The organism is Streptomyces yongxingensis, assembly GCF_055597465.1.
The window spans coordinates 7506564-7529256 of sequence record NZ_CM145717.1 but is presented as its reverse complement, the minus strand read 5'-3'; the positions used below and the strand labels follow the sequence as shown (position 1 = coordinate 7529256).

At 72.2% G+C, this 22693-nt stretch carries 21 protein-coding genes; 7 read left to right on the top strand and 14 right to left on the bottom strand.

What is annotated here, in order from left to right; all coding sequences use genetic code 11:
- Window positions 1-17 precede the first annotated feature (17 nt).
- Entirely contained in the window at window positions 18-1379 is a 1362-nt protein-coding gene (locus ACZ6TD_RS32075) for a jacalin-like lectin (RefSeq protein WP_471358219.1), read from the bottom strand.
- A gap of 103 nt (window positions 1380-1482) precedes the next feature.
- Between ACZ6TD_RS32075 and ACZ6TD_RS32070 the strand changes: the two genes are divergently transcribed.
- Entirely contained in the window at window positions 1483-3192 is a 1710-nt protein-coding gene (locus ACZ6TD_RS32070) for a PHP domain-containing protein (RefSeq protein ID WP_471343715.1), read from the top strand.
- 29 nt (window positions 3193-3221) lie between these two features.
- Here the strand turns inward: ACZ6TD_RS32070 and ACZ6TD_RS32065 are convergent, their stop codons facing one another.
- On the bottom strand, window positions 3222-4295 hold the full coding sequence (locus tag ACZ6TD_RS32065; RefSeq protein ID WP_471343714.1) for a pectate lyase family protein: 1074 nt from the start codon (window positions 4293-4295) through the stop codon (window positions 3222-3224).
- Window positions 4296-4617: 322 nt separating this feature from the next.
- Between ACZ6TD_RS32065 and ACZ6TD_RS32060 the strand changes: the two genes are divergently transcribed.
- Complete coding sequence (locus tag ACZ6TD_RS32060) at window positions 4618-5415, top strand: intradiol ring-cleavage dioxygenase (RefSeq protein ID WP_471343713.1); 798 nt, start codon at window positions 4618-4620, stop codon at window positions 5413-5415.
- Between the two features lie 78 nt (window positions 5416-5493).
- Here the strand turns inward: ACZ6TD_RS32060 and arfA are convergent, their stop codons facing one another.
- Window positions 5494-7002: an arabinosylfuranosidase ArfA gene (gene arfA, locus ACZ6TD_RS32055; protein WP_471343712.1), complete on the bottom strand. Its 1509-nt coding sequence runs from the start codon at window positions 7000-7002 to the stop codon at window positions 5494-5496.
- A 237-nt stretch (window positions 7003-7239) separates the two neighbouring features.
- Here arfA and ACZ6TD_RS32050 point away from each other — a divergent pair, with 237 nt between their 5' ends.
- Window positions 7240-8421, top strand: coding sequence for a serine hydrolase domain-containing protein (locus ACZ6TD_RS32050; protein ID WP_471343711.1), 1182 nt, complete (start codon window positions 7240-7242; stop codon window positions 8419-8421).
- A gap of 63 nt (window positions 8422-8484) precedes the next feature.
- On the opposite strand, the gene ACZ6TD_RS32045 is transcribed toward ACZ6TD_RS32050, so the two are convergent.
- Together ACZ6TD_RS32045 and ACZ6TD_RS32040 are read right to left on the bottom strand one after the other, a co-directional pair.
- Entirely contained in the window at window positions 8485-9597 is a 1113-nt protein-coding gene (locus tag ACZ6TD_RS32045; protein WP_471358216.1) for an ABC transporter substrate-binding protein, read from the bottom strand.
- Window positions 9598-9681: 84 nt separating this feature from the next.
- Window positions 9682-10080, bottom strand: coding sequence for a hypothetical protein (locus tag ACZ6TD_RS32040; protein WP_471343710.1), 399 nt, complete (start codon window positions 10078-10080; stop codon window positions 9682-9684).
- Window positions 10081-10249: 169 nt separating this feature from the next.
- On the opposite strand from ACZ6TD_RS32040, the gene ACZ6TD_RS32035 reads away from it, so the two are divergent.
- On the top strand, window positions 10250-11641 hold the full coding sequence (locus tag ACZ6TD_RS32035) for a glycoside hydrolase family 30 protein (RefSeq protein ID WP_471343708.1): 1392 nt from the start codon (window positions 10250-10252) through the stop codon (window positions 11639-11641).
- 62 nt (window positions 11642-11703) lie between these two features.
- On the opposite strand, the gene ACZ6TD_RS32030 is transcribed toward ACZ6TD_RS32035, so the two are convergent.
- Window positions 11704-12723, bottom strand: coding sequence for an NADP-dependent oxidoreductase (locus ACZ6TD_RS32030; RefSeq protein ID WP_471343707.1), 1020 nt, complete (start codon window positions 12721-12723; stop codon window positions 11704-11706).
- Between the two features lie 87 nt (window positions 12724-12810).
- Between ACZ6TD_RS32030 and ACZ6TD_RS32025 the strand changes: the two genes are divergently transcribed.
- Window positions 12811-13239 (top strand): MarR family winged helix-turn-helix transcriptional regulator, encoded by a 429-nt coding sequence (locus ACZ6TD_RS32025; protein WP_471343705.1) that lies wholly within the window; start codon window positions 12811-12813, stop codon window positions 13237-13239.
- Window positions 13240-13848: 609 nt separating this feature from the next.
- Here the strand turns inward: ACZ6TD_RS32025 and ACZ6TD_RS32020 are convergent.
- From ACZ6TD_RS32020 to ACZ6TD_RS32010, 3 genes are all read right to left on the bottom strand, one after another.
- On the bottom strand, window positions 13849-14628 hold the full coding sequence (locus ACZ6TD_RS32020) for an SCO2400 family protein (RefSeq protein ID WP_471343704.1): 780 nt from the start codon (window positions 14626-14628) through the stop codon (window positions 13849-13851).
- A gap of 152 nt (window positions 14629-14780) precedes the next feature.
- Complete coding sequence (locus tag ACZ6TD_RS32015) at window positions 14781-15653, bottom strand: SMP-30/gluconolactonase/LRE family protein (protein WP_471343702.1); 873 nt, start codon at window positions 15651-15653, stop codon at window positions 14781-14783.
- Window positions 15650-16426, bottom strand: coding sequence for an IclR family transcriptional regulator (locus ACZ6TD_RS32010; RefSeq protein WP_471343699.1), 777 nt, complete (start codon window positions 16424-16426; stop codon window positions 15650-15652). The genes ACZ6TD_RS32015 and ACZ6TD_RS32010 overlap by 4 nt, the downstream gene beginning before the upstream one ends.
- A 210-nt stretch (window positions 16427-16636) precedes the next feature.
- On the opposite strand from ACZ6TD_RS32010, the gene ACZ6TD_RS32005 reads away from it, so the two are divergent.
- Window positions 16637-17260, top strand: coding sequence for a hypothetical protein (locus ACZ6TD_RS32005; RefSeq protein WP_471343697.1), 624 nt, complete (start codon window positions 16637-16639; stop codon window positions 17258-17260).
- Here the strand turns inward: ACZ6TD_RS32005 and ACZ6TD_RS32000 are convergent.
- From ACZ6TD_RS32000 to ACZ6TD_RS31985, 4 genes are all read right to left on the bottom strand, one after another.
- Complete coding sequence (locus tag ACZ6TD_RS32000) at window positions 17235-17660, bottom strand: OsmC family peroxiredoxin (RefSeq protein ID WP_198273473.1); 426 nt, start codon at window positions 17658-17660, stop codon at window positions 17235-17237. The two genes, ACZ6TD_RS32005 and ACZ6TD_RS32000, sit on opposite strands and share 26 nt — an antisense overlap.
- Window positions 17661-17730: 70 nt before the next feature.
- Window positions 17731-18387, bottom strand: coding sequence for a histidine phosphatase family protein (locus tag ACZ6TD_RS31995; RefSeq protein WP_471343695.1), 657 nt, complete (start codon window positions 18385-18387; stop codon window positions 17731-17733).
- Complete coding sequence (gene trxA / locus ACZ6TD_RS31990) at window positions 18380-18820, bottom strand: thioredoxin (protein WP_471343693.1); 441 nt, start codon at window positions 18818-18820, stop codon at window positions 18380-18382. Before trxA ends, ACZ6TD_RS31995 begins: the two co-directional genes overlap by 8 nt.
- A 359-nt stretch (window positions 18821-19179) precedes the next feature.
- Window positions 19180-20766 carry an FG-GAP and VCBS repeat-containing protein gene (locus ACZ6TD_RS31985; protein ID WP_471343691.1) on the bottom strand — a complete coding sequence of 529 codons (1587 nt, stop codon included), beginning with the start codon at window positions 20764-20766 and terminating at the stop codon, window positions 19180-19182.
- Window positions 20767-20969: 203 nt separating this feature from the next.
- Between ACZ6TD_RS31985 and ACZ6TD_RS31980 the strand changes: the two genes are divergently transcribed.
- Window positions 20970-21632: a CatB-related O-acetyltransferase gene (locus ACZ6TD_RS31980; protein ID WP_471343689.1), complete on the top strand. Its 663-nt coding sequence runs from the start codon at window positions 20970-20972 to the stop codon at window positions 21630-21632.
- A gap of 40 nt (window positions 21633-21672) precedes the next feature.
- Here ACZ6TD_RS31980 and ACZ6TD_RS31975 read toward each other — a convergent pair whose 3' ends face one another.
- Complete coding sequence (locus ACZ6TD_RS31975; protein ID WP_471343687.1) at window positions 21673-22428, bottom strand: GNAT family N-acetyltransferase; 756 nt, start codon at window positions 22426-22428, stop codon at window positions 21673-21675.
- Window positions 22429-22693 lie beyond the last annotated feature (265 nt).

Here is a 22693-nt window from a genome sequence, read left to right as displayed (position 1 = left end):
GGCCGAAGCCTACTGGCCTAGCGTGGCGCGAAGAGGACGCCGAGTTTGTCGATCTCGTCACCGGCACGGCCGGTGAAGCCCACGATCCGCCAGCCGGCGGGGGCGGTGTAGGTGGCGGCGTCCGACGTGGGCGTTCCGGCCGTCACCGTACGGCCCGTGTCGGTGGTGAACGCCGCCGAGAAGACACGGGTGCGGCCGTCCTTCTGGCCCCGGGTGAGGGTGACGGAGGTGAGGTGTTCGGCGGGGCCGAGGGTGAGGGAGACCGGGGTGCCGCCCGTGCCGCCGTGGGTGAGGGTCACCCCGCCGTCCAGGGCCAGGGACACCGCGTCCAGCCGGGAGCTGCCGCGCAGGGTGAGGGTGCGGGGCGCGGGCGGTGCGGCGGGCAGGTCGTCGGCGTCGTTGAAGGCGGTGCCGTGCGGGCCGCCGAACTGGTCGCTGGCGCGCAGCGCGTCGGGGGTGCGCCAGGAGAGGTCCACGGTGTGCGGATAGTGGTCGGACAGCGGTTTGCCCTCGGCGTCGAGGAAGGCCGTGTGCGCGTTGTGGTAGCGGGTGGCGGTGAGGGAGAGCAGCGGGCCGGAGCGGTAGAGGACCTTGTCCACGACCTCGCAGGTGTCGGTGACGTTGTCCGGGTCGCAGACGAGGGCGTCGGAACCGGCGGGCGGGGCCGAGCCACCGCGCACCAGGTCCACCCAGGCGTCGGTGAGGCCGTTGCGGGTGGCGAGGTCGCGGATGTTGTCGGCGGTGCGGGTGTAGCGGGTGTTGGTGTCGCCCATGACGAGCACGGCGTTGCCGGAGGAGTTGGCGGTGATGTAGTCGGAGAGCTGGGTGATGTTGGCGCGGCGGGCGGCGAGGTCGGCGTCCGTCGTCCCCGCGTTGGTGTGCACGTTGTACAGATCGAGGGAGACGCCCTCGGCCAGCCGCACCCGGGCGAGGGTGAAGCCCTTCGGGGTGAGGCAGTCGGTGCCGTTGCACCGGTTCCACTTCACCCGCTCGAAGTCGTCGTACGGCAGGTCGGAGAGGGTGTTCAGGCCGTCACCGAAACCGGCGCCACCGCTGGTGGGGGTGCGGTACGGATGGTCGTCACCGGCGTAGAGCGCGGCGTGGTAGTTGAAGTCCTCCTGGACGTTGACGATGTCGTACGCGCCGAGCCGGGGCGATATCAGCGGGGTGTTCTTGGCGGGGTGGCCGGAGGACAGGCCCTCGGGGAGCCCCGCCACGTTGTAGGTCAGGACGTTGAACGTGCCCGAGGTGGCTTGGTGGGTCCCTGTGTCCGCCACCGCAGGCGTGGCGGTCGCGGTCGCGGTCGCGGTCCCGGTCGCGCAGAGGGTGAGCGCCGCCGCGGCGGCGACGGCTAAGCGTGTGACGGCTGAGTGTCCGATGAGTCTCAAGGAGGCGTCCTCTCGGCTGATGAACCGGTGACGATGGGCTGTTGGGCGTGCGGTGTTCGGCTGCTGTTCAACCACGTTCCTTACCTTCGCGTCCATGGCCCCCGGACATCACCACCCTCACGATGAACTCGCGGTGCACAACCTGCCCCCGGCCCTCGACCTGTCCGTACGGGACGAGGAGCTGACCCCCGACCAGCTCTCCCGGCGCTCGATGCTGCGCCGCGCGGGGCTGCTGGGTGCGGGGCTCGGCGCCGTGAGCGTACTGGACGGCGGCACCGCGCGCGCCGTCGCGGCGAACGGCGCGGCGACGCCCGGCTCCCAGCCCGGCGGCGGCTATCTGTGGCTGGCCGGGGACCACCACATCCACACCCAGTACAGCAACGACGGCAAGTACCGGGTCATCGACCAGGTGCGGCAGGGTGCCCGGCACGGCCTGGACTGGATGGTGATCACCGACCACGGGAACGTCACCCACGCCCGGATCGGGGTCGAGAAGGTCAACCCCGACATCCGCGAGGCGCGCGCGACCCACCGGGACGCGCTGGTCTTCCAGGGGCTGGAGTGGAACATCCCCGGCGCCGAGCACGGCACGGTCTTCGTCCACCCCGGCCGTGACGAGGTGGCGGTGCTCAAGGAGTTCGAGACCTCCTTCGACGGATCGGTCAGGAACGCGGGCGACTCCACCCCGCGGAACGAGGCCCTGGCCATCGCCGGGCTGGACTTCCTCTCCGACGCGGTGCGCCGGCGGCGCGTCAAGGCCGCGCTGATGCTCGCCAACCACCCCGCCCGCAAGGGCCTGGACTCCCCGCACGAGATCCGCGGCTGGCGGGACGCCCAGCCGCACATCGCCGTCGGCATGGAGGGCGCGCCGGGCCACCAGGCCGCCGGGATCCCGGCCTCCGCACACGGCCCGGGCGGTGCGCGCGGGCTGTACGAGAACGCCCCCGGGCCGCAGTCCTTCGCCGCGTACCCGGCCGAGTCGTACCGCACCTGGGGCGGCTTCGACTGGATGACGGCCACGGTGGGCGGGCTGTGGGACAGCCTGCTCAGCGAGGGCAAGCCGTGGTGGATCACCGCCAACTCCGACTCCCACAACGTCTACGCCGACACCGCGATGCGCGGCCCCGGCAGCGACTACGAGACCAACGGGCGGCAGAACGACCCGGTGTACGGGGGCGGGCTCGACCTGGAGGAGAACGACTACTGGCCGGGCCAGTACAGCCGCACCCATGTGGGCGCCGCGGACTTCTCGTACGCCGCCGTCATGGACGGCATCCGGGCGGGCCGGGTCTGGGTGGACCACGGCGGGCTGATCAGCGGCCTGGAGGCACGGCTCAGCGGTGGCGGGAGTGGCGTGGGCGGTGGCCGGGGGCGTTCGGTCACCCTCGGCGGCACGCTGCACGTGGCGCGCGGCACCCGGGTCCGGCTGGAGGTGGACATCGCCCTGGCCAACGGTCCCAACTGGGCCGGCTTCGTCCCGAAGTTGGCGCGGGTGGACGTCATCCAGGGCGAGGTCACGGGCGTGGCGGACGACCGTGACACCTTCGCGGCGCCGCGCGCCCGGGTGGTGAAGTCGTATGAGATCGGCGGCGCGACGGGAACGGTCCGGCTCTCCTACGACCTCGGCCCCGTGGACCGTCCGCTGTACGTACGGCTGCGCGGCACCGACGGCAACCGCGTGGCGGTGGGCGCGCGGGGCGCGGCGGTGGATCCGCACGGCCCGGCGATGGATGTGCCGGGCGACGCGGATCCGTGGCGCGATCTGTGGTTCTACGCCAACCCCATCTGGGTGCTGCCCTCCTGACGGCCGCCGGGGGCCGGTGCTGACGCGGTTCAGAGCTTGCCCGTGCCCGCCTGGGCGGTGACGGTGGCCACGACGGAGGACGCCGGTTCCGCCGTGTACGCGTACGGCGGGGTGGTGAAGCTGCCCGTCCGGGAGATCTCGGTGGCCGCCCCGCCCAGGTCGTTGCCGCGCAGCACCGCATAGCCGTCGACATCGCTGTCCCGGCTGGTGGTGACGGCCACCTCGGTGTCTCGGAAGACGTTGTTCTCGACCAGCGTCTGCGCGCCCATCCGGGAGTGCACACCGGTTTCCGCGCCCTGGACGTAGTTGTCGTAGAAGTGGCCGGTGCCGAAGCGCAGGCTGGGGATGCGTGAGTAGACGTCCGAGAACCAGTTGTGGTGGTACGTCACCTTGAGGTGACCGGTGTCCTCGCTCGCGTTGTTGTCGCTGTGGCCGACCAGGCTGCCCTTGAAGTGGTCGGCGAACTTGTTCCAGGAGACGGTGATGTCGTCCGAGCCGTGGTTGATGTCCAGCAGACCGTCGTAGTAGTCCTTGTCGTGGTCGCGGTCGGCCGAGAAGGTGTTGTGGTCGATCCACACCTTGGTGGACTTCTGCACGGTGATGCCGTCGGACGGCTTCCGGGGCTTGCTGATGGTGAGGTTGCGGACGATGACGTTCGTCGCCTGCTTCAGCCGCAGTCCGCCACCGGTGAAGCCGGAGCCCGAACCCACGCCCAGCACGGTGGTGTTGGAGCCGATGTCCACCTGGCCGGTGAGGGAGATCAGCCCGGAGACCTTGACCACCTTGGCCTTGTCGCCGGTGACGGCGGCCTTGAAGGCGTCCAGGGACGTCACGGTGGTGGCGGTGGCGTTTCCGCCGCCCGTGGTGCCGGCGCCGAAGCCGATGGGGGTGGTCTCGGCGGTGGGACGCGTCTCCGTGGCGGGGCGTGCGGAGTCGGCCGAGTCCGCGCCATGGGCGGAGACCGTGGAGAGGCCGCCAAGGGCGAGCGCCGCGGTGACGCCCGCGGCGGCCGCGGTCAGCCGGCGTCGGTCGCGGGCGGTGACGCGGGTGACGTCCATGACATCGTCGTCGTCCGTGGTGCCGTGGTCGTGCGTCGAGCGCATGGGGGAGTCCTCTCATTCGGAGGATCTCCACACGGGAGGGGTAATCGCTTGCGGGATGAGCGAGGGCGAACGGCAAGCACGCTGATCACAAAGGCCGGTGGAGATCGCCAAAAGGTGCGGCTCTGACGGTGTGGGGCCCTGGCGCCGGGCGATGTGGTCAGGATCGCCCCGACGGACAGCGGCCATCCCGGAAGAAGCTAGTAAGCGCTTGTGGTGATGTCAACACCGGTACGAACCAAGGGAGTTGGCCGTATCGAGAGGTTGACGGGCGGGGACTTTGCCGAATCCACAGGCGTCCCACAGGGATCGCCCTTACCTTTCCATGCTCATGACAGACTTCTCCCCCGCCCCCATGGGGCGCCGAAGAGTACTGCTCGCCGGAAGCGCCGCCGCGGCGGCCATCGGAATCGGCGCGAGCACGGCTGCCGCCCGCCCGGAGTCGGCCGCGGCGGCCGACACGGCCGCTGGATCCGCGGCCACCGGCACCCGCGACACCGCCGCCATCTGCACGCTCACCAAGGAGCTCACCGAGGGGCCGTACTACCTCGACCACGCCCTCGTACGCTCAGGCGTCGCCGAGGACAAGAAGGGAGTCCCGCTCGAGCTCGTCCTCACCGTCGTGGACACCGCCACCTGCGCGCCCCTCAACAAGGCGCTGGTGGAGATCTGGTACTGCGACGCGCTCGGCGAGTACTCCGGCTTCGTCGGCAACAACGGCCACCAGGAGCCGGACAACGGCACGTTCCTGCGCGGCGGCGTGCTCACCGGCACCGACGGGGTGGCCAGGCTCACCGGGATCTACCCCGGCTGGTACCGAGGCCGCTGCATCCACGTCCACCTCAAGGTGCACACGGGCGTCACGCTCACCCCGGACGGCTCGTTCACCGGCGGCAACGAGATCCACACCGGTCAGCTCTTCTTCGACGAGAAGATCACCGCGGCGGTGGCCAAGCTCTCCCCGTACTCCACCAACACCGTCCCCCGCACTCCCCTGTCCGCCGACGGCATCTACGGCAACGGCGGCACCGCCGCCGGGCTGCTCGCCGTGACGGCGCTGGGCAGCACGCCGTCCACCGGCTATCGCGGCACGCTCACGGTCGGCGTCGACCCGGACGCCTGACCGGCCGCCGCACCTCGCCCCCCGTTCCGTCCGCGCCCCGCCCGGCACCCCGGGCGGGGCTCTTCACGCCCGGGTGCCTCAAGCCAGGCGGATGACGTTCCAGGACATCGGCTCCAGCGTGGTGCGCAGGGCGCCGTCCGCGAGCTCCGTGCCCTCGCCGGGATGCGGGGTGACGCGCTCGGGGTCGGTGAGGGTGTTACGGGCCTCGGGGTCGGCGTCGGCGAGGACGGTGTGCTCGACCACGCGGGTCACGGGGAGGGCGCGCAGGGCGATCTCCAGCGGGAGCGGCCGGTGCTGGTCGCGGTTGACCGCGAAGACCGTCACCGCGCCGGTGGACTCGTCGAGGACGGCGGTGGCGTGCAGCAGCGGCACCTCGCCGTAGCCGGCGGTCTCGTACGTCGGGCTGTCGACGTTGACCCGCAGCACCCGCCCGCGCCCGTGGGCCGACGCCTGCGCGAAGGGGTAGAAGGTGGTCTGCCGCCAGGCGGGGCCGCCCGGTTCGGTCATGATCGGGGCGATGACGTTGACCAACTGGGCGAGGCAGGCGACGGTGACGCGGTCGGCGTGGCGGAGCAGGGCGATCAGGAGCGAGCCGACCACGACGGCGTCGGTGACGGAGTAGTTGTCCTCCAGGAGGCGCGGGGCCTCCTCCCAGTTGAGCGGCTCGGCGTTGTGGTAGTGGGTCTGGTACCAGACGTTCCACTCGTCGAAGGAGAGGTTGATCTTCTTCTTCGACTTCAGCCGGGCGCCGATGTGATCGCAGGTGGCGACGACGTTCTCGATGAAGGACTCCATGTCCACGGCCGAGGCGAGGAAGGAGTCGCGGTCGCCGTCCCGCTCCTCGTAGTAGGCGTGCAGGGAGATGTGGTCCACCAGGTCGTAGGTCTGTGTGAGGACCGTCGCCTCCCAGGTGGCGAACGTCGGCATCGACTGGTTGGAGCTGCCGCACGCCACGAGCTCCACGTCCGGGTCGATCTGCCGCATCGCGCGGGCGGTCTCGGCGGCGAGCCGTCCGTACTCCTCGGCGGTCTTGTGGCCGGTCTGCCAGGGGCCGTCCATCTCATTGCCCAGACACCACAGCCCGATGCCGTACGGATCCTTGTCGCCGTGGCCGATCCGGAGATCGGCGAGGGCGGTGCCGGACGGGTGGTTGGCGTACTCCTGGAGTTCGAGGGCCTCGGCGACGCCGCGGGTGCCGAGGTTGAGCGCCATCATGGGCTCGCCGTCGACCTTACGGACGAAGTCGATGTACTCGGAGAGCCCGAACCGGTTGGTCTCGGTGGAACGCCAGGCCAGATCGAGCCGGCGCGGCCGCTCCTCGACCGGCCCGACACCGTCCTCCCACTTGTAGCCGGAGACGAAGTTGCCCCCCGGGTACCGGATGACGGTGACGCCCAACTCCCGGATCAGCGCGAGGACATCGGTGCGCAGCCCGGCCTCGTCGGCAGCCGGGTGGCCCGGCTCGTGGATGCCGGTGTAGACGCAGCGTCCGAGGTGCTCGACGAACGAGCCGAAGAGCCGGGGGTTGACGTCGCCGACGGCGAAGGCGGGGTCGAGGGTGAACCGGGCGGAATCGGTCTGCGGCATGACGGCCCATCTCTTCGGGTGTCGCGGCTGCGCGGGTGCGGGAGCGCGCGACTATTCGACATATCGACCAGCGCTCGTTTCTTCGAACGCGACCGTAAGATCTCGCCACGGCGTGCGTCAATGGCAGGACGGCGTCGGGTTGCCCGAGCCGGGCGGCCCGCGCTGGGGGGATACCCCCCGTCCGATCCTGGGGTGCGCCGGATCGCACCCCGCTGGGGGCGAAATTAGCGTTCAGCCATGACTTCCACTCCGCGAAGACGCCTCGCCGTGGCACTCGGTGTCGCTACGCTGCTCGCCGCCGAGGTGGCCACCGCCGTCGCCCAGCCCGCCGGTCCCTCCCCCGGGGAGCGGTTGCGCCAGGACACCGAGGCGATCCACGCCCTCGGGGTCAGCGGTGTGCAGGCCCGCGCGATCGCCCCTGGCGGCCGGCAGTCGGTCGCCACCAGCGGCACCGCCGACCTGACCACCGGCCGCCCGGTCTCCGCCGACGGCTACTTCCGCATGGCCAGCACGTCCAAGACGCTGGTCGCCACCGTGGTCCTCCAACTGGAGGCCGAGGGCGAGCTCTCGCTGGACGACACCGTCGACCACTGGCTGCCGGGAGTGGTGCGGGGCAATGGCAACGACGGCAGCCGGATCACCCTCCGCGACCTGCTCCAGCACACCAGTGGCATCCACGACGACCTGCCCGGATACACCATGCCGGAGGAGTACTACCAGCAGCGCCACGACATCCACCGCCCCGAGCGGTTGGTTGCCCGCGCCATGGCCCACGCGCCGGACTTCCCGCCCGGCGAGGGCTGGGCGTACTCCAACACCGGCTACGTCCTGCTCGACATGATCATCCAGAAGGCCACCGGGCACCCCGCCCACCAGGAGATCGAAGACCGTATCCTGCGCCCGCTCGGCCTCGACCGGACCCGGTGGATGGGCACCTCGCCCACCTTGCCCCGGCCGCACGCCCGGGCCTACCAGCTCTTCGGCCCCGGTTCCGTGGTGGACGTCACCGACCAGATACCGGTGGACCACGAGAACCTTTCGTGGGTCACGACCACACAGGACGAGAACCGCTTCCTCCGCGCGCTGCTCGCGGGCCGCCTGCTGCCGGCGCGGCAGTTGGCCGAGATGAAGCGGACCGTCCCCGTGAGCGCGGAGGTCCAACGGCTGTGGCCCGGCGGCCGGTACGGGCTCGGCCTGGTCGAACGCCCCCTGAGCTGCGGAGGAACCTACTGGGGTCACGAGGGCGGGGACGGTGGCTACATCACCCTCAACGGCGTCACCGACGACGGCGGGCGAAGCGCCGTGGTCTCCATGTCCGAGGCGCGCGGCGACACCCCGGAGCACATCCTGGACCAGGAGAACGCGGCCGGCGCCCTGATCGACCACGCCCTGTGCGCCGGAGGCCCCGGCACCCGGTGAGCGGAGGCGCCGGGCAGTCGGACCTCCGTGCTCGCTCAGCCGTGCTCGCTCCCCCGCGCTCGCTCAGCCGGTGTGAAGGACCCGGAAACGATCGGGTTCCGCCGGATCCCGGTCAACGACCTGGATCGGCGGCCAAGCCCATTGCCGGACGCTGATGCCTGATGTGCGGGAGAACCGGATCCGCCCGCGGGTGCCTTCGACCGCGACGCGCGGCCAGGAGGCGGCGATGCGCGCCCGGTCCGTGCCCCGAGCCCGCAGCACCTCGGCGAGGACGACGCCCGTGTCGTAGCCCTCGAAGGCGACGAAGGAGGGCGCGGCGGCCAGCCGCTCGCGGAGGGCCGTCTCGACCCGTGCGCCGAGTGGGCTGAGGCGCTCGGGCAGGTAGCGCAGGAACGGGATCGCCGCGCCGTCCTCGCCCAGCGACGTCGCCCATTCGGCGAACTCCGGCTGCCCGGCCGGAGCACCCATCATGACCTCGGCGAGGCGCTGGTCGCGGCGGACGGCCGTGACGATCGACACGGCCGGCTCCGGGTGGCCGGCCAGAAGCAGGAGGGCTGTCGCGCGATGGGCGACGAGTTCGTCGCACACGGCCGCGGGGGCGAGCGCGCGCAGGTCGAGTTCGATGACGGTGCCGCCGCGTGGAGCGAGGTGATCCCGCAGAATACGAGTCCCGGACGCCCAGTAGACACTCGGCTCGGCTGCCACGGCGATGCGGCTGTGGCCCGCGCCGAGGAGGAAGTCCGCGTAGATCCGCCAGCCGTGGGACTGCGCCGGGGCGAGGCGCGCGACCCATTCCGTCGGCTGTTCGGTGAGCGCGTCGAGAACCGCTGACGAGCAGAGGAACGGCAGGCCGAGGGCGTCGGCCCGGGTGGCGGCGGCGCGAGCGACGACGCTGTGATACTCCCCCGCCACGGCGGCCACGCCCAGGCGGGCCAGTTCGTCCACGGCCGCCACGGCCCGCCGCGGATCGGCCGCGGTGTCCCGGACCACCAGCTCGAGTGGCCTTCCGGCGATCCCGCCGTCGTCATTGACGTCGCGTACGGCCAGCTCAAGGCCCGCGAGCACGTGTTGGCCCGCCTCGACCCAGCCGGGCCGAGTCAGCGGAACGAGAGCCCCGATCCGTACGGATGATCCGTCCCGCCGTGGCGGGCGCGCCTGGGTGACCATGCCGGACATTGCATCCGCCACCATCGCCGACAGGCAACCGATTATGTGCTCGCCGCCCTGCCGGGCACCTCGCCCCGCCCGGCGACACCGCCCCTACGACGGGCGGATGCCGGCGGTGGACAGCCTCAGCCGGAGCTCCCGCTCCTGGTCGCCCGCCACCGCGCCCTGCTCTCGTACCTCGAAGGCGCGGGCCAGGACGTCCGCCATCCGCCGCACCGGGAGGGGGCCGCCCTGGAGGTCGGCGGTGACGGGGGCCGTCAGGGAGGCCGGGCGCGGCTCCGCGCGCGGGTCGGCCACCTCGAAGACGGACGTCCACACCGTGGGCCGCCCCTCCCCCGCGTCCTGCGGAAGATCCGCCGTCGCCTGGTCGGACTCGTAAGCCGTGCGCAGCACACCGAAGACGGCCTCGGCGTCGTCCCGCGAGATTCCGCTCACCGCCACCAGCACCTGCGAGGCGGACCGAGGCTGTTCCGGACCGGCCGTCGTGGACATGGGGCCACCTTTCCCGTCGCTCCGAGCTCTTTCGGCTCCCGGGTACCCACCCGCCCCCGACCCATCACCTTGTGAGCGATCCCTTGACCCACCCCATCGCCGCCTCTACCGTGCGGCCGACGTTACGGAAACGTTCCGGAACTTTTCGGAGCCGGGAAGGGAAGTTTTCGTGATCACTTCGGTCCGCACAGCCCTCGTCGGCGCGCTCGCCGCCGCACTGCTCCCGCTCACCACACCGTCCGCCGCCGCGGAACCACTCCACGGCGGCACCGTGGATTTCGGAAGGCACCTCCAGCCCATCGACGGTTTCGGCTTCTCCCAGGCGTTCCAGCGCGCCGATCTGATGCACGGCGCACAGGGCCTGACCCCGGAACACCAGCGGGAAGTGCTGGATCTGCTGCTGAACCGTGCCACGGGCGCCGGGTTGAGCATTCTGCGGCTCGGCATCGGCTCGTCCTCCGACGAGGTCTACGACCACATGAAGTCCATCCAGCCCACCGACCCGGGCGGCCCGGACGCGCCCCCGCGCTATGAGTGGGACGGCGACGACGGCGGCCAGGTATGGCTGGCCAAGGAGGCGAAGCGGTACGGCGTGAAGCGCTTCTACGCCGACGCCTGGAGCGCGCCGGGCTATATGAAGACGAACGGGACGGACGCCAACGGCGGCACGCTGAAGGCAGAGTGGCGACGGGCGTACGCCGACTACCTGGTGCGGTACGCGAAGTTCTACCGCCAGGAGGGCGTACGCATCACCGACCTCGGCTTCACCAATGAGCCGGACCTCGCCACGTCGTACGCCTCGATGCGGTTCACCCCGGAACAGGCGGTCGAGGTGATCAAGGCGATCGGCCCCACGGTGCGGCGAGCCGGGATCAACCTGGTGTGCTGTGACGCCGCCGGATGGGACGAGCAGGCGTCGTTCTCCACCGCGATCGAGGCCGACAGCACCGCCGCGCACCAGGTCGCGGTGCACACGGGCCATCCCTACGTCACCCCCTCGGACCAGCCCCTGCCGACGAGCCGCCGTACCTGGATGTCGGAGTGGAGCCCCAACGGGACGACGTGGAACGAGGCGTGGGACGACCACAGCAGTTATGACGGCTTGGCGGTGGCGGAGGCGATCCATACGACGCTCGCGGACGCGGGGGCGAGTGGGTACGTGTACTGGTTCGGCGCGTCGGTGGGCGCCACCCGGGGGCTGATCCAACTGGACGGCCCGGACTACCACGTCTCCAAGCGGCTGTGGGCGCTGGCCGCGTACAGCCGCTTCATCCGGCCCGGGGCGGTACGGGTGGCGGCGGACTCCGGGGCGGACGGGGTGAAGACGACGGCCTTCCGGAACCGGGACGGCCGGCGGGTCCTGGAGATCCTCAACACCGGTGAGGAGCCGGTGCGCGCGGACTACGCGCTACGTGGCGGAGGAGACGCAAACGCTCGGGGCGCGGTCTACCGGACGGATGAGACGCATGCGCTCAGCCGCGTCGGAACCGCGCGGGTGCGCGACGGACGGCTGGCGGCCGAGCTGCCGGGGCGTTCGCTGACGACGGTGGTGCTGCGCTAGCCGGGACCGCCCCTGCCACAGGGTGGCAGGGGCGGCCGGACGACCTCAGTCCGTTCGAACCGTCAGTCCTCGAAGGCGACGATCATCTTGCCGGTGTTCTCCCCCCGGAGCATCCCGAGGAAGGCGTCCACCGCGTTCTCCACACCCTTGATGACCGTCTCGCGGTAGTGCAGCTTGCCCTCGCGGATCCAGCCACCGACCTCCTGGAAGAACTCCTCCTGAAGGTGCTGGTGGTCCCCGACCAGCATGCCCTGGATCCGCAGCCGCTTGCCGATGACCATCCCGAGGTTGCGCGGGGCGGGGGTCGGCTCGGTGGCGTTGTACTGCGAGATCATGCCGCAGACGGTGACCCGGCCGTGCACCTTGAGGCGGCTGATGGCGGCCTCGAGGTGCTCACCGCCGACGTTGTCGAAGTAGACGTCGATCCCGTCCGGCGTGGCCTCCTTCAACTGGTCGGCGACCGGGCCGTTCTTGTAGTTGAACGCCGCGTCGAAGCCGTACTCGTCGAGCAGCACCCGGACCTTCTCGTCCGAACCCGCGCTGCCGATCACCCGCGAGGCGCCCTTGAGCTTGGCGATCTGGCCGACCTCGCTGCCGACCGCGCCCGCCGCGCCCGAGACGAAGACCGCGTCGCCCTCCTTGAAGGACGCGACCTCCAGCAGCCCCGCGTAGGCGGTGAGGCCCGGCATGCCGAGCACCCCGAGGTAGGCGGGGAGGGGGGCGATCTCGGGGTCGACCGTGACGGCGCGCTTGGCGTCCACCGTCGCGTACTCACGCCAGCCGCCGAAGTGCAGGACGTGGTCGCCGACGGAGATGCCCTCCGCGTTGGAGGCGACGACCTTGCCGACCGCGCCGCCTTCCATCGGCCGGTCGAGCTGGAACGGCGGCGTGTACGACTTCACGTCGTTCATGCGGCCGCGCATGTACGGGTCCACCGACATGTAGAGGTTGCGGACCAGCGCCTGCCCGGGGCCCGGCTCGGAGACCGGGGCCTCGCGCAGCGCGAAGTCCTCCGGCTTCGGCCACCCCTGGGGGCGGGCGACCAGGTGCCATTCACGGCCGGTGGTGGGGATGACGGACATGGAAGGGCCTCTCCTACGTTTCAGCAGATGAAACAATCATGCTGCTGAATATTTCATGCTGTCAAGTAAATGGGTACCCTGGTGGGCATGACGTCCCGCATCGACCCGCTGACCCTCGAGGTCGTCGAGCTCATTGGCACCATCGTGGCCCGTTATCACGAGGAATACGAGGAGGCGGCGGCGAAGCACTCCCTGACCGGGGCGCAGGCCCGGGTGCTGAGCCTGCTGGCCGGCGGCCCGACGCCGATGCGGCGGCTCGCCCAGCAGCTGAAGTGCGAGCCGTCGAACGTCACCGGGATCGTGGACCGCCTGGAATCGCGCGGTCTCGCCGAGCGCCGCCTGGACCCGGCCGACCGCCGGGTCAAGCTGGCCGCCGCCACCGAGGCGGGCCGCGAGACCTCCGAACGGCTCCGGGGCTCGCTCGACTTCGCCCGCGAACCGCTGGCGGAGCTCTCGGACGAGGAGCGTACGGTGCTGCGCGACCTGCTCAAACGGATGCTGGGCGCCACGCCGTAAGACCGCGCCCGCGCCGCAAGGCCATCACCGGGACGCCCGGCGGCTCTTCCCCCTCCCCGCCCCTTCCCACAGCACCGATACGCGGCTCCGCCGCATGGCAGGGGCTCCGCCCCTGACCCCCGAGGTCTGGGGCGGAGCCCCGGTACCGGGAGGCGAAGCGCCGGTTGCGGGGCCTGGGGCGAAGCCCCGGGGGCCTGGGGCGGAGCGCCGGTTGCGGGGCCCGGAGCCCCGGTCGGGGTCTGGGGCGGTGCCCCGGTCACGGGGCCTGGGTCGAAGCCCCAGTTACGGGGCTCGGAGCCCCGGTCGGGGCCTGCGGCGGTACCCCGGTTGCCGGGCCTGGGGCAAAGCCCCGGAAACGGGGCTCGGAGCCCCGGTCGGAGTCTGCGGCGGTACCCCGGTTGCCGGGCCTGGGGCAAAGCCCCGGAAACGGGGCTCGGAGCCCCGGTCGGGGCCTGCGGCGGTACCCCGGTTGCCGGGCCTGGGGCAAAGCCCCGGAAACGGGGCCTGGGGCGGAGCCCCAGTTGCGGGGCCCGGAGCCCCGGTCGGGGCCTGGGGCGGAGCCCCAGTTGCGGGGAGGGGCGGGGAGGGGAAAGACCCGCCGGACACCCCCTAGGTGCACCACCACAGGAAGCGCTGGCAGGTCCCCGTGGGCGTCGGGGTCGGCGTCGGCACGACGGTCGCCGGGGCGGTGGGCCCCGGTTTCGACGGAGTGGTGGGCCGATGGGTCGCACCGGAGCCGCCCGGGGCCGACGGGGAGTCGTCCGACGGGTCGGAGGACGAGGCGTCGTCCGGATCGGGCGAGGTGTCGTCGTCCCCGCCCTTGGACTTCCCGCCGTCCTTGCCCTTGCCCTTGCCCTCGTCCCCGCCCTTGGACGACTGTCCGTCCTCGCCTTCCGTCGCCGAGGGGCCCGCGCTCGGGCCCTTCGTGTCCTGGACGATCGTCTCGGCGGATTCCGTCACGCCGCCGTCGCGGTCGGCCACCGGCTCCTGTCGCCGGGGCGCCGGGGAGGACTCCCGCCAGTGCCCCTCGGTGGCCAGTTCGGCCACGAACACCGCGGCCAGCACCGGGCCGAGCACCGACGCCAGGATCGCCACCCGGCGCCCCCGGCCCCGGCGGGCCCGACGGGCGCGGGGGCCGAAGAGTCCGCGGGACTTGGGCTTCCGGCGCGAGGGACGAGTGGCGCCGGTGGCACCGGAGGCACGGGACGCCTGGGCCGCACGACGGTCCGCCCGTCGTTCCGCCCGCGTGGCGGGCGCCTCGGCCCCGCCGCCCTCGTCCGCCGCGTCCGACGCCGCAGCGGGCAGCCCGAGGTCCTCGACGGACCTCCCGCATCCAGGGCAGGAGACGGCACCGTTGAGATGGCGGCGACAGGGAGAGCAGTAATCCATTTCGCCGGGCAGGTTATGTGACCAACGGGCAGGTCAGCAGGACGCGGGGTGTGAGGATCCTGTGCAAAGAACCGTACGAAAGCCCTCGTCAGACCCCTGTCCCGGCGACGGCCGAGGTCCGCCCGGCCCCGCCCGTCCCCGCCCGGCCCCGCTCAGCCACCGAAGGCGGGCTGCGCCAGACCCTGCCCCACGCCCTGGATGACCAGCAGCGACCCGGCGAGCGGCGGCGCGGAGGCGCCGAGTCCGACCCGTGCCGAGGTCAGGTACAGATCGGTGAGGTCCGCACCGCCGAAGGCACACGCGGTCGGGCGCGGGAACGGCAGCTCCACCACCCGATCGAGTGCCCCGTCAGGGGCGTAGCGACGGATCGCGGCGCCGTCCCACAGGGCGACCCACACCGCGCCGTCGGCGTCCACGCACAGCCCGTCCGGGAAGCCCGCGCCCTCCTCGACCTCGGCGAACGGCCTCCGGCCCGAGACCACCGGGCCATCGGGGTCCTCGACGTCGAAGACGTCGATACGGCGGGTGGGAGTGTCGATGTAGTACATGAGGCGGCCGTCCGGGCTCCAGCCGATGCCGTTGCTGACCGTCACCTCCGGCAGGAACTCCGTATGGGAGCCGTCGGACCCGATCCGGGAGAGCGTGCCGCCGCCGGCCCCCTCGTCGTAGCGCATGGTGCCCGCCCAGAGCGAGCCGTCGGGCGCGACGGCGGCGTCATTGCCCCGGCGGCCGGGGACCGCCTCGCGCAGCAGCCAATCGAAGCCGCCGTCCGCCCCGTACACCCCGATCCCGTCGCGGAGGTTGACCACCAGGCCGCCGCCCGCGCGGGGCTTGGCCGCGCCGACGTGCTGCTCGGTGCCCAGGGTGGTGCGGCGGCCGGTGGCGGGGTCGTAGGTGTGGACGCGGGAGGAGAGGATGTCCACCCAGATCAGCCGCTGGGCGGCGGCGTCCCAGGTGGGTCCCTCACCGAGCACGGCGCTCGCGCGCACCGCGATCTCGAGCGATGGCCGTGTGCGTGTGCTCATATCTCCCGCCTCCGATGTCCCAGCCGCACCGACAGTTCACCCGCGCCCTTGGCCGCCAGCTCCTCCAGCTCGGCCTGGCGCTCATCGCTCCAGCGGATCGTCGGCACCGAGATCGACAGCGCCGCGACGACCTTTCCCGCGGAGTCCCGTACGGGAGCCGCCACGCAGTTCACATCCGGGTTGGACTCCCGCTGCTCGACCGCGATACCGCGCTCGCGCACGGCGGTGAGGTGGCGGCGCAGTTCGTCGGGGGAGGTGATGCTGTTGTCCGTCATCGCGGCCAGTGGCTGATCGTCGGACAGCCGCGTGGCCAGAGCGTCCTCGGGGAGGGACGCGAGCAGCATCTTGCCGACCGAGGTGCAGTGGGCGGGCAGCCGACGGCCGGCGGCGGAGACCATGCGGACGGCGTGGGTGGAGTCGACCTTGGCGATGTAGATGACGTCCATGCCCTCGAGGATCGCGACATGCACGGTCTCGTCGCAGGTCTCCGCGACGCTCCGGGCCACCTGCTGGCCCTCGGCGGCCAGGTCGAGCTGCTCGGCGTAGCGGCTGCCCAGCTGGTACGGCCGCACCCCGAGCCGATAGCGGCCGGGCTGGTCGGGGACCTGGACCAGATAGGAGCGGGCGGCCAGAGTGGTCACCAGCTCATGGACCGTCGTACGCGGCAGCCCGAGCCGACGGGTGATCTCGGGTGCGGAGAGCGTGCCGTCCCCGTCCAGGAAGAGCTCGAGTATGTCCAGAGCCCGTGTCACCGCGGGCACCAGGCGTCCCATAATGCTCGCCCTCCCCTTCTGGTTCAGATGGCAAGCGTTCGAGATTCCGGCCGGTGGCCGGTATCGCGAACACAGATTATGCGGAGGGGACTTCCCCCGGCAATGGTCCGGCAAAGGCACGATGTGCCGGGCACGCCTCGCCCGTACGCCCCCGGGCATGCCTGGCCCGTACGCCACGGGACCACGAGCCCGTACGCCACGATAGGAGCCATGGATTCCGCGCCCGCCTCGTTCGCTCAGCCCAACCCGTTCCCCTCCCCCTTCCCCTTCGTCCTCGTGCTGCTGCGCCGGATGGCCGACCATCAGCCGGGGCTGGTCGAGGACGCACTGCGCGAGCTGGGCTTCGGGCGTTCGGTGATGCGCGAGGCCAACCGCCGCTGGCAGGCCATGCAGCGCTCGCCGCGGCGGCGCTCGGCCGTGGCCCGCTACCGCGCCGTGCTGGGCCCGCCCGAGTCCACCGCCACCCGCCGGATCGGCGATCTGACCTGCGAGGCGCTGAGCTGGTCCGTGCCGCTGTGGCCGGATCTGCGGTTCGAGGTGCTCACCGCGCCGAACGGGGCGGTGTGGAACGAGTGGCTGGTGCGCGCTCCGGGCGCGCCCGGGCCGCGGTTGCGTACGGCCGCTGATCTGCTGCCCTGGTCCTGCACGGTGGACGAGGTGGCGCGCGCCTTCGCGCCCGCGCGGCCCATGGAGGGCTCGGCGCCCACCCGCTGGCGGCTCGCCTTCGACGCGCCGGAGGCGGAGAACGGTGAACTCCGCCACTATGTGGCGGAGTTCACCTGGGGACTGCTGCAGCGTATGGAGGACGTCAGGCCAGCTTCGCCGACAGCGTGATCTCCGTACCGGCGAGCGCCTGGCTCACCGGGCAGTTCTTCTTGGCGTCCTCGGCCGCCGCGACGAACGCGGCCTCGTCCAGGCCCTCCACCGTGCCCTCGACGGTGAGGTGGATACCGGTGATCCCGGTGCCGGGCTGGAAGGTGACCTCGGCCTGGGTGGTCAGCTGGGTGGGCGGGTTGCCCGCCTGGGTGAGGCCGTGCGAGAGCGCCATCGAGAAGCAGCTTGAGTGGGCCGCCGCGATCAGCTCCTCGGGGCTGGTCTTGCCGCCTGCCTGCTCGGCGCGGGACGGCCAGGAGACCGGCTGCTCGCCGATGCCGGAGGAGTCGAAGGTGACGGTCCCCTTGCCCTCGGCCAGATTGCCCTGCCAGACGGTGTGCGCGGTACGCGTCGTAGCCATGCTCGCTGTTCCCTGCTTCCTGTCGGTGACGTCCACCCCTCGGGGCGGAGCGCCGGATGTGACATATGGGTCAGAGGTGATCACCCGGCGGGGTGCCACCGCTTCCGGTCGCCCCCTGTCCGGAGATCGACTCCGAGCCTACGTTCCAGGCGACCATGGCCGGGCGACCATGCTCACTTCCCAGTCGACTGACGGTCGCGGTGTCCAGCCGGAAGAGCGCACCGGCGGACGGGGGCAGGCCAAGCCGCCGGGCGGTGAGCACCCGCAGCACGTGGGCGTGCGCCACCAGCACCACATCGGCGCCGTCCGCCGCCTCCAGCTCGGGGGCGATCCGGGCGAGCACCCGGTCCACCCGGGCCCCGATCCGCTCGGGTGACTCGCCGGGGTGGTCGGGACCGGCCGGTGGCACGCCGTCGGTCCACAGGTTCCAGTCGGGGCGGGTGCGGTGGATCTCGTCGGTGGTGATGCCCTCGTAGCCGCCGTAGTCCCATTCACGCAGGTCGGGCTCGAGCGTGAGGTCCTCGAGCCCGGCGAGTCGCGCGGTCCGCACGGCCCGGTCCATGGGGCTGACCAGGATCAGCCCGATCTTCCGCGCGGCGAGCGGCCGACGCAGGGCGCGTGCCTGCTCCTCACCGCGCGGGGTCAGGGGCAGATCGGTCCGGCTGGTGTGCTTGTGCGACCGGCTCCACTCGGTTTCGCCGTGCCGGACCAGCAGCAGCTCAGCCACGGTCGCCGGATGCCTTCTCCTCGCCCGCGACGCCCTGCTGCTTCTCCTCGTCGATGGCGTGCTTCTCGTTGGCCGCGGCGGCGATGGAGGCGCGCACCGTGTCCATGTCCAGGTCGCGGGCCTGGCCGATGAGGTCCTCCAGGGCCGGCTCGGGGAGGGCGCCGGGCTGGGCGAAGACCGCGATGTTCTCCCGCACGATCATCAGCGTGGGGATGGACTGGATGTCGAAGGCGGCGGCCAGCTCGGGCTGGGCCTCGGTGTCGACCTTGGCGAACAGCAGGTCCTGGTGGCGCTCGGCGGCCTTCTCGTAGACGGGCGCGAACATCCGGCACGGCCCGCACCAGGAGGCCCAGAAATCAATCAGTACGAATTCGCTCCCGGACACGATCTCGTCGAAGTTGTCCTTGGTGAGCTCGACGGTGCTAGTGCTCATGCCTGCGTTACCCGCTTCCGTACGTCGGCAGATGCCACATGCACCGTAACCCCGCCACCGCCCGCCGTTATTCCTGGGCGGCGGCGGGGTTGCGGCGGCCGCACGGCCGCTTCGAGCGCTACGGGGTGTCCGGCGGTACGCGTACGCCTGCGGCGGGGCCGTTCCCCTCCCCGCCCCTTCCCGACACTTAACGATATGCGGCTCCGCCGCGTGGCAGGGGCTCCGCCCCGGGCCCCGAGAGCAGCCCGCCGCAGGCGTCGGCACCCCCGGGGTCCAGGGGCGGAGCCTCTGGTATCGGGAAGGGGCGGGGAGGGGGCCGGCCCGCCGCAGGCGTACGCGTACCGCCGGACACCCGCCAGCTAGCCTGCCCGGAAGCGTATGCCCAGGTCGGCGGGGGTGAAGCGGCGTACGTCCCTGGTGGAGAGCCCGCGGTCGGTCCCCCGGAAGACCCAGAAGCCGCCCGTCCTGCCGTGGCCGTAGCCGGGCGCGGCGGCGATCACATCGTCGTGTCCGTCCCCGTCGACGTCGAGCAGCGGGGGCTGCGGGGCGAAGGCGTCGAAGCCGTACGGGGTGTGCCGACCGGGCACGCCCGGGGTGTCCAGGTCCAGGGGCTGGACCCCGCCGTGCTCCCTGTGCGGGCTCTTGGCCGGGCCGGGGGCGTACTCGCCGCCGCGCCCGTGCCGTGAGCCGGGCAGCAGGGTGAGCCGGCCGTTGCCGTTGTTCTTCTCCGGAGTGGCCACCACCAGGTCGGGGCGGCCGTCGCCGGTGATGTCGCCGACGGCCGGGGAGCCGCCGAAGCCGTCGCCGCGCCGTGCGTCACCGGGCATGTCCGGGCCGGACTGATCGACGGTGAGATCGGAACGCCCCCGGCCCAGACCGGCTTTGGCGCCGTGGACGACGGTCAGCCGTCCGGAGCCGTGGTGGCGGCCGGGGCCGAGGGTCCCCTGGCCGGGCGCGAGCAGGTCGTCGATCCCGTCGTGGTCGGCGTCCCCGGCCGCGGGCTCGCGCGGCCCGTCCTCCGTGCCGAGGGCGTGGGCCAGGCGCGCCTCCGGCCGCCTGTCCCGCACCAGGCCCTTGGGGCCGCCGCGGTAGTGGGCGACGGGGGTGTCGAGGGGGGCGGTGTCGCCGGGTTCCGGGCCATCCGCGCGTTGCGGCTCATCCGCCGGGCCGACGCCGTAGCGGTAGGTCAGCACCACATCGGTGCGGTGGTCGCCGTTGAAGTCCCCGGCGGTGGCGGTGGCGGGTGCGCTGCGGCGGGGCCGGTCGGTGGGGCCGGTGCGGAGCGGGGCGGTACGGGCGGGGTGAGCCTTGGCGCCGAACGGCCCGTACAGCACGCGTACGGCACCCCGGCCGTCGCCCCGGCCGTCACCCCGACCGTCGCCCGGGCCGTCACCCCGGCCGTCCGCCGCCGACGTCAGCAGGTCGGCCGCGCCGTCCCCGTCGAAGTCCCCCACCGCCAGCGCCAGGAATCCGGCCGCGCCGCCGCCGAGCGGGCGCGGCGCGGCCAGCCCTCGGGGGCCGCCGCGCAGCACCACCGTCTCCCCCGTCCGCTCGGCCCGCGGCGAACTCCCGTGCCGGAACCGCGCCGTCACCAGGTCGGTGAATCCGTCCCGGTCGAGATCGGTGCGCAGCAGGGGCCCCACGTAGTCGTCCTCGGCGCCGTTCACGACGAGGCGGTGCCGCGGGTCGAGGCCGTGCGCCCCGCCGTAGACCACCGCGAGCCGGGCGGGCAGCGGTCCCCGGGAGGCGCTGGTGGGGCGGATGGCGGTGGCGAAGTCGTCGTAACCGTCGCCGTTGAAGTCCCCGAGCGAGGCACCGGCCGACCCCTTGGTGGCCCCCTCCACCGGCCTCCGCCCCTCGTGGCCGCCCTCGCTGCACCCGGCGAGCAGCAGCACGGACACGGCCACGGCCGCGACCACGGCGGCGACGGGAACGGACGAACGCACGGCGACACCTCGCAAGGCGGATCGAACGGACACGGACGAAGGCTTCACCGCTCAAGGACTCAAGGGAGCGCGCTCGGGTTGCCTCGCGGACGCCCCCGCGGAATACACGCGACACCGGACGCCTGGCTTGCGATCATGACGCCTGAACCCCGGCCCTCGGCCCATGACCCCCTGGCCCCCTTGACGAGAAAGGGCGATGCGCGATGCCGGCCATACCCGCCGACCCGACCGTGCTGCACCCGATGCCCGAGCAGCCACGGGTGGTGCTGCTCAAGCCGCTGATCACCTCGCCGCTGATCGAGGTCGGGGAGTTCTCGTACTACGACGACCCGGATGAGCCCACCGCGTTCGAGACCCGCAATGTGCTGTACCACTACGGGCCGGAGCGGCTGGTCATCGGGAAGTTCTGCGCGCTGGGCGAAGGCGTGCGGTTCATCATGAACGGCGCCAACCACCGCATGGACGGCCCGTCCACGTTCCCGTTCCCCATCATGGGCGGTTCGTGGGCCGACCACTTCGACCTGATCACCGGCCTGCCGGGCCGGGGCGACACCGTGGTGGGCAACGACGTCTGGTTCGGATACCGGGCGATGGTGATGCCCGGCGTCCGCATCGGCCACGGCGCGGTCATCGCCTCCGGTTCCGTGGTCGTGGACGACGTTCCCGACTACGGCATCGTCGGCGGAAACCCGGCCAAGCTCATCCGCCGCCGTTACGACGACGAGGACATCGCCCGGCTGCTGGCCCTGGCCTGGTGGGACTGGCCCATCGAGCACCTCACCACCCACATCCGCACGATCATGTCCGGCAGCGTGGACGAGCTGGAGGCGGCGGCCCCGCGCCAGGAGGTGTCCGACGGATCGTGACGCCTGCCGCGGGCCGCTCCCCTCCCCGCCCCCTACTACGTCAGCTTTCGAGAGTCATGTACAGACGAGTCCCCCGCGGCTGAAAACCGACGCGTTCGTACACCCGGCGGGAGCCCTCACCCGAGTACTCCAGCCAGACCGACCGGGCTCCCCGGGCGAACATCGTCTCGGCCAGCGCGGCGGTGACCGCGGCGGCGATGCCCCGGCCGCGGAAGGCGGGCCGGGTGCCCACGCCCGCGAGTTCGGCGGTGCCCACGGCGGGAGCCGAGCAGGTGGCCCCACCGGCGCAGCCCCCGTCGGGCGCCCGGACGAACCGCACCGCGCCCCCGTCCTCCTGGACGCGGCGCAGCCGGGCCGCGCCCTCCGGGGAGGCGGCGAACTCACTGGCGAACGCCTCGGACAGCGCGGCGTCGATCGCCCGGTAGTCCTCGTCCGTGGCCGGGACCGCCACCGGAACGGCCGCCGTGCCCCGCGGCACGGCGAGCCGTTCCGGAGTGCACACCAGATACGCGTGCGTCGCCTCCACGCCGAACCCCGCCGCCCGCAGCGCGGGCTCCACGGCGGGCGCGGCGTCCGGCGCGAACTCGAGCCGCGGCGTGAGTGCACGCACCCGGAACGCCTCGATCAGCTCCATGACGTCCCGGGCGGTGGGCCGGGCGCCGGGAAGAGGGGTCGCGTAGTTGATGTACGGGCTGGTGGTGCCGGGATCGAACCCCGCCACAAAGCCCCCGGTTTCGACGAGCACGGGGCGGCGGCGGAGGTTGGCTACGGCAAAACTCTGGACGTCAGTGCCCATGGTGAAGTGACCTCACGGATCAACGCGGCGGAAGGCGCCGCGGGAGGAAGCGGTGTACGGATACGTGGGGCCGCCGTGAGGAGACGGGGTGTTGGCACCGATCGCTCAGTGCCGACGGCGGCCGCTGGGGGACGCCGATTCCATGGGCTTCAGTCCTTTGACAGATATGTGGCGGATAGGGGTATCGCCATGCGGAACATAGCGCACGGCGTGGCCGAGTGGCACATGGTTTTCGCGAGGTGGCGAAAGACCGCCCGGCGCCCAG

Coding starts and splice junctions, on each gene's coding strand:
- ACZ6TD_RS32015 (WP_471343702.1), bottom strand. CDS start 15,653: ATGAGCACACGCACACGGCCATCGCTCGAGATCGCGGTGCGCGCGAGC.
- ACZ6TD_RS32005 (WP_471343697.1), top strand. CDS start 16,637: ATGGATTCCGCGCCCGCCTCGTTCGCTCAGCCCAACCCGTTCCCCTCC.
- ACZ6TD_RS32050 (WP_471343711.1), top strand. CDS start 7,240: ATGACTTCCACTCCGCGAAGACGCCTCGCCGTGGCACTCGGTGTCGCT.
- ACZ6TD_RS32060 (WP_471343713.1), top strand. CDS start 4,618: ATGCTCATGACAGACTTCTCCCCCGCCCCCATGGGGCGCCGAAGAGTA.
- ACZ6TD_RS32040 (WP_471343710.1), bottom strand. CDS start 10,080: ATGTCCACGACGGCCGGTCCGGAACAGCCTCGGTCCGCCTCGCAGGTG.
- ACZ6TD_RS31980 (WP_471343689.1), top strand. CDS start 20,970: ATGCCGGCCATACCCGCCGACCCGACCGTGCTGCACCCGATGCCCGAG.
- ACZ6TD_RS32020 (WP_471343704.1), bottom strand. CDS start 14,628: ATGGATTACTGCTCTCCCTGTCGCCGCCATCTCAACGGTGCCGTCTCC.
- ACZ6TD_RS32030 (WP_471343707.1), bottom strand. CDS start 12,723: ATGTCCGTCATCCCCACCACCGGCCGTGAATGGCACCTGGTCGCCCGC.
- arfA (WP_471343712.1), bottom strand. CDS start 7,002: ATGCCGCAGACCGATTCCGCCCGGTTCACCCTCGACCCCGCCTTCGCC.
- ACZ6TD_RS32065 (WP_471343714.1), bottom strand. CDS start 4,295: ATGCGCTCGACGCACGACCACGGCACCACGGACGACGACGATGTCATG.
- ACZ6TD_RS32000 (WP_198273473.1), bottom strand. CDS start 17,660: ATGGCTACGACGCGTACCGCGCACACCGTCTGGCAGGGCAATCTGGCC.
- ACZ6TD_RS31975 (WP_471343687.1), bottom strand. CDS start 22,428: ATGGGCACTGACGTCCAGAGTTTTGCCGTAGCCAACCTCCGCCGCCGC.
- trxA (WP_471343693.1), bottom strand. CDS start 18,820: ATGAGCACTAGCACCGTCGAGCTCACCAAGGACAACTTCGACGAGATC.
- ACZ6TD_RS32045 (WP_471358216.1), bottom strand. CDS start 9,597: ATGTCCGGCATGGTCACCCAGGCGCGCCCGCCACGGCGGGACGGATCA.
- ACZ6TD_RS32010 (WP_471343699.1), bottom strand. CDS start 16,426: ATGGGACGCCTGGTGCCCGCGGTGACACGGGCTCTGGACATACTCGAG.
- ACZ6TD_RS32025 (WP_471343705.1), top strand. CDS start 12,811: ATGACGTCCCGCATCGACCCGCTGACCCTCGAGGTCGTCGAGCTCATT.
- ACZ6TD_RS32070 (WP_471343715.1), top strand. CDS start 1,483: ATGGCCCCCGGACATCACCACCCTCACGATGAACTCGCGGTGCACAAC.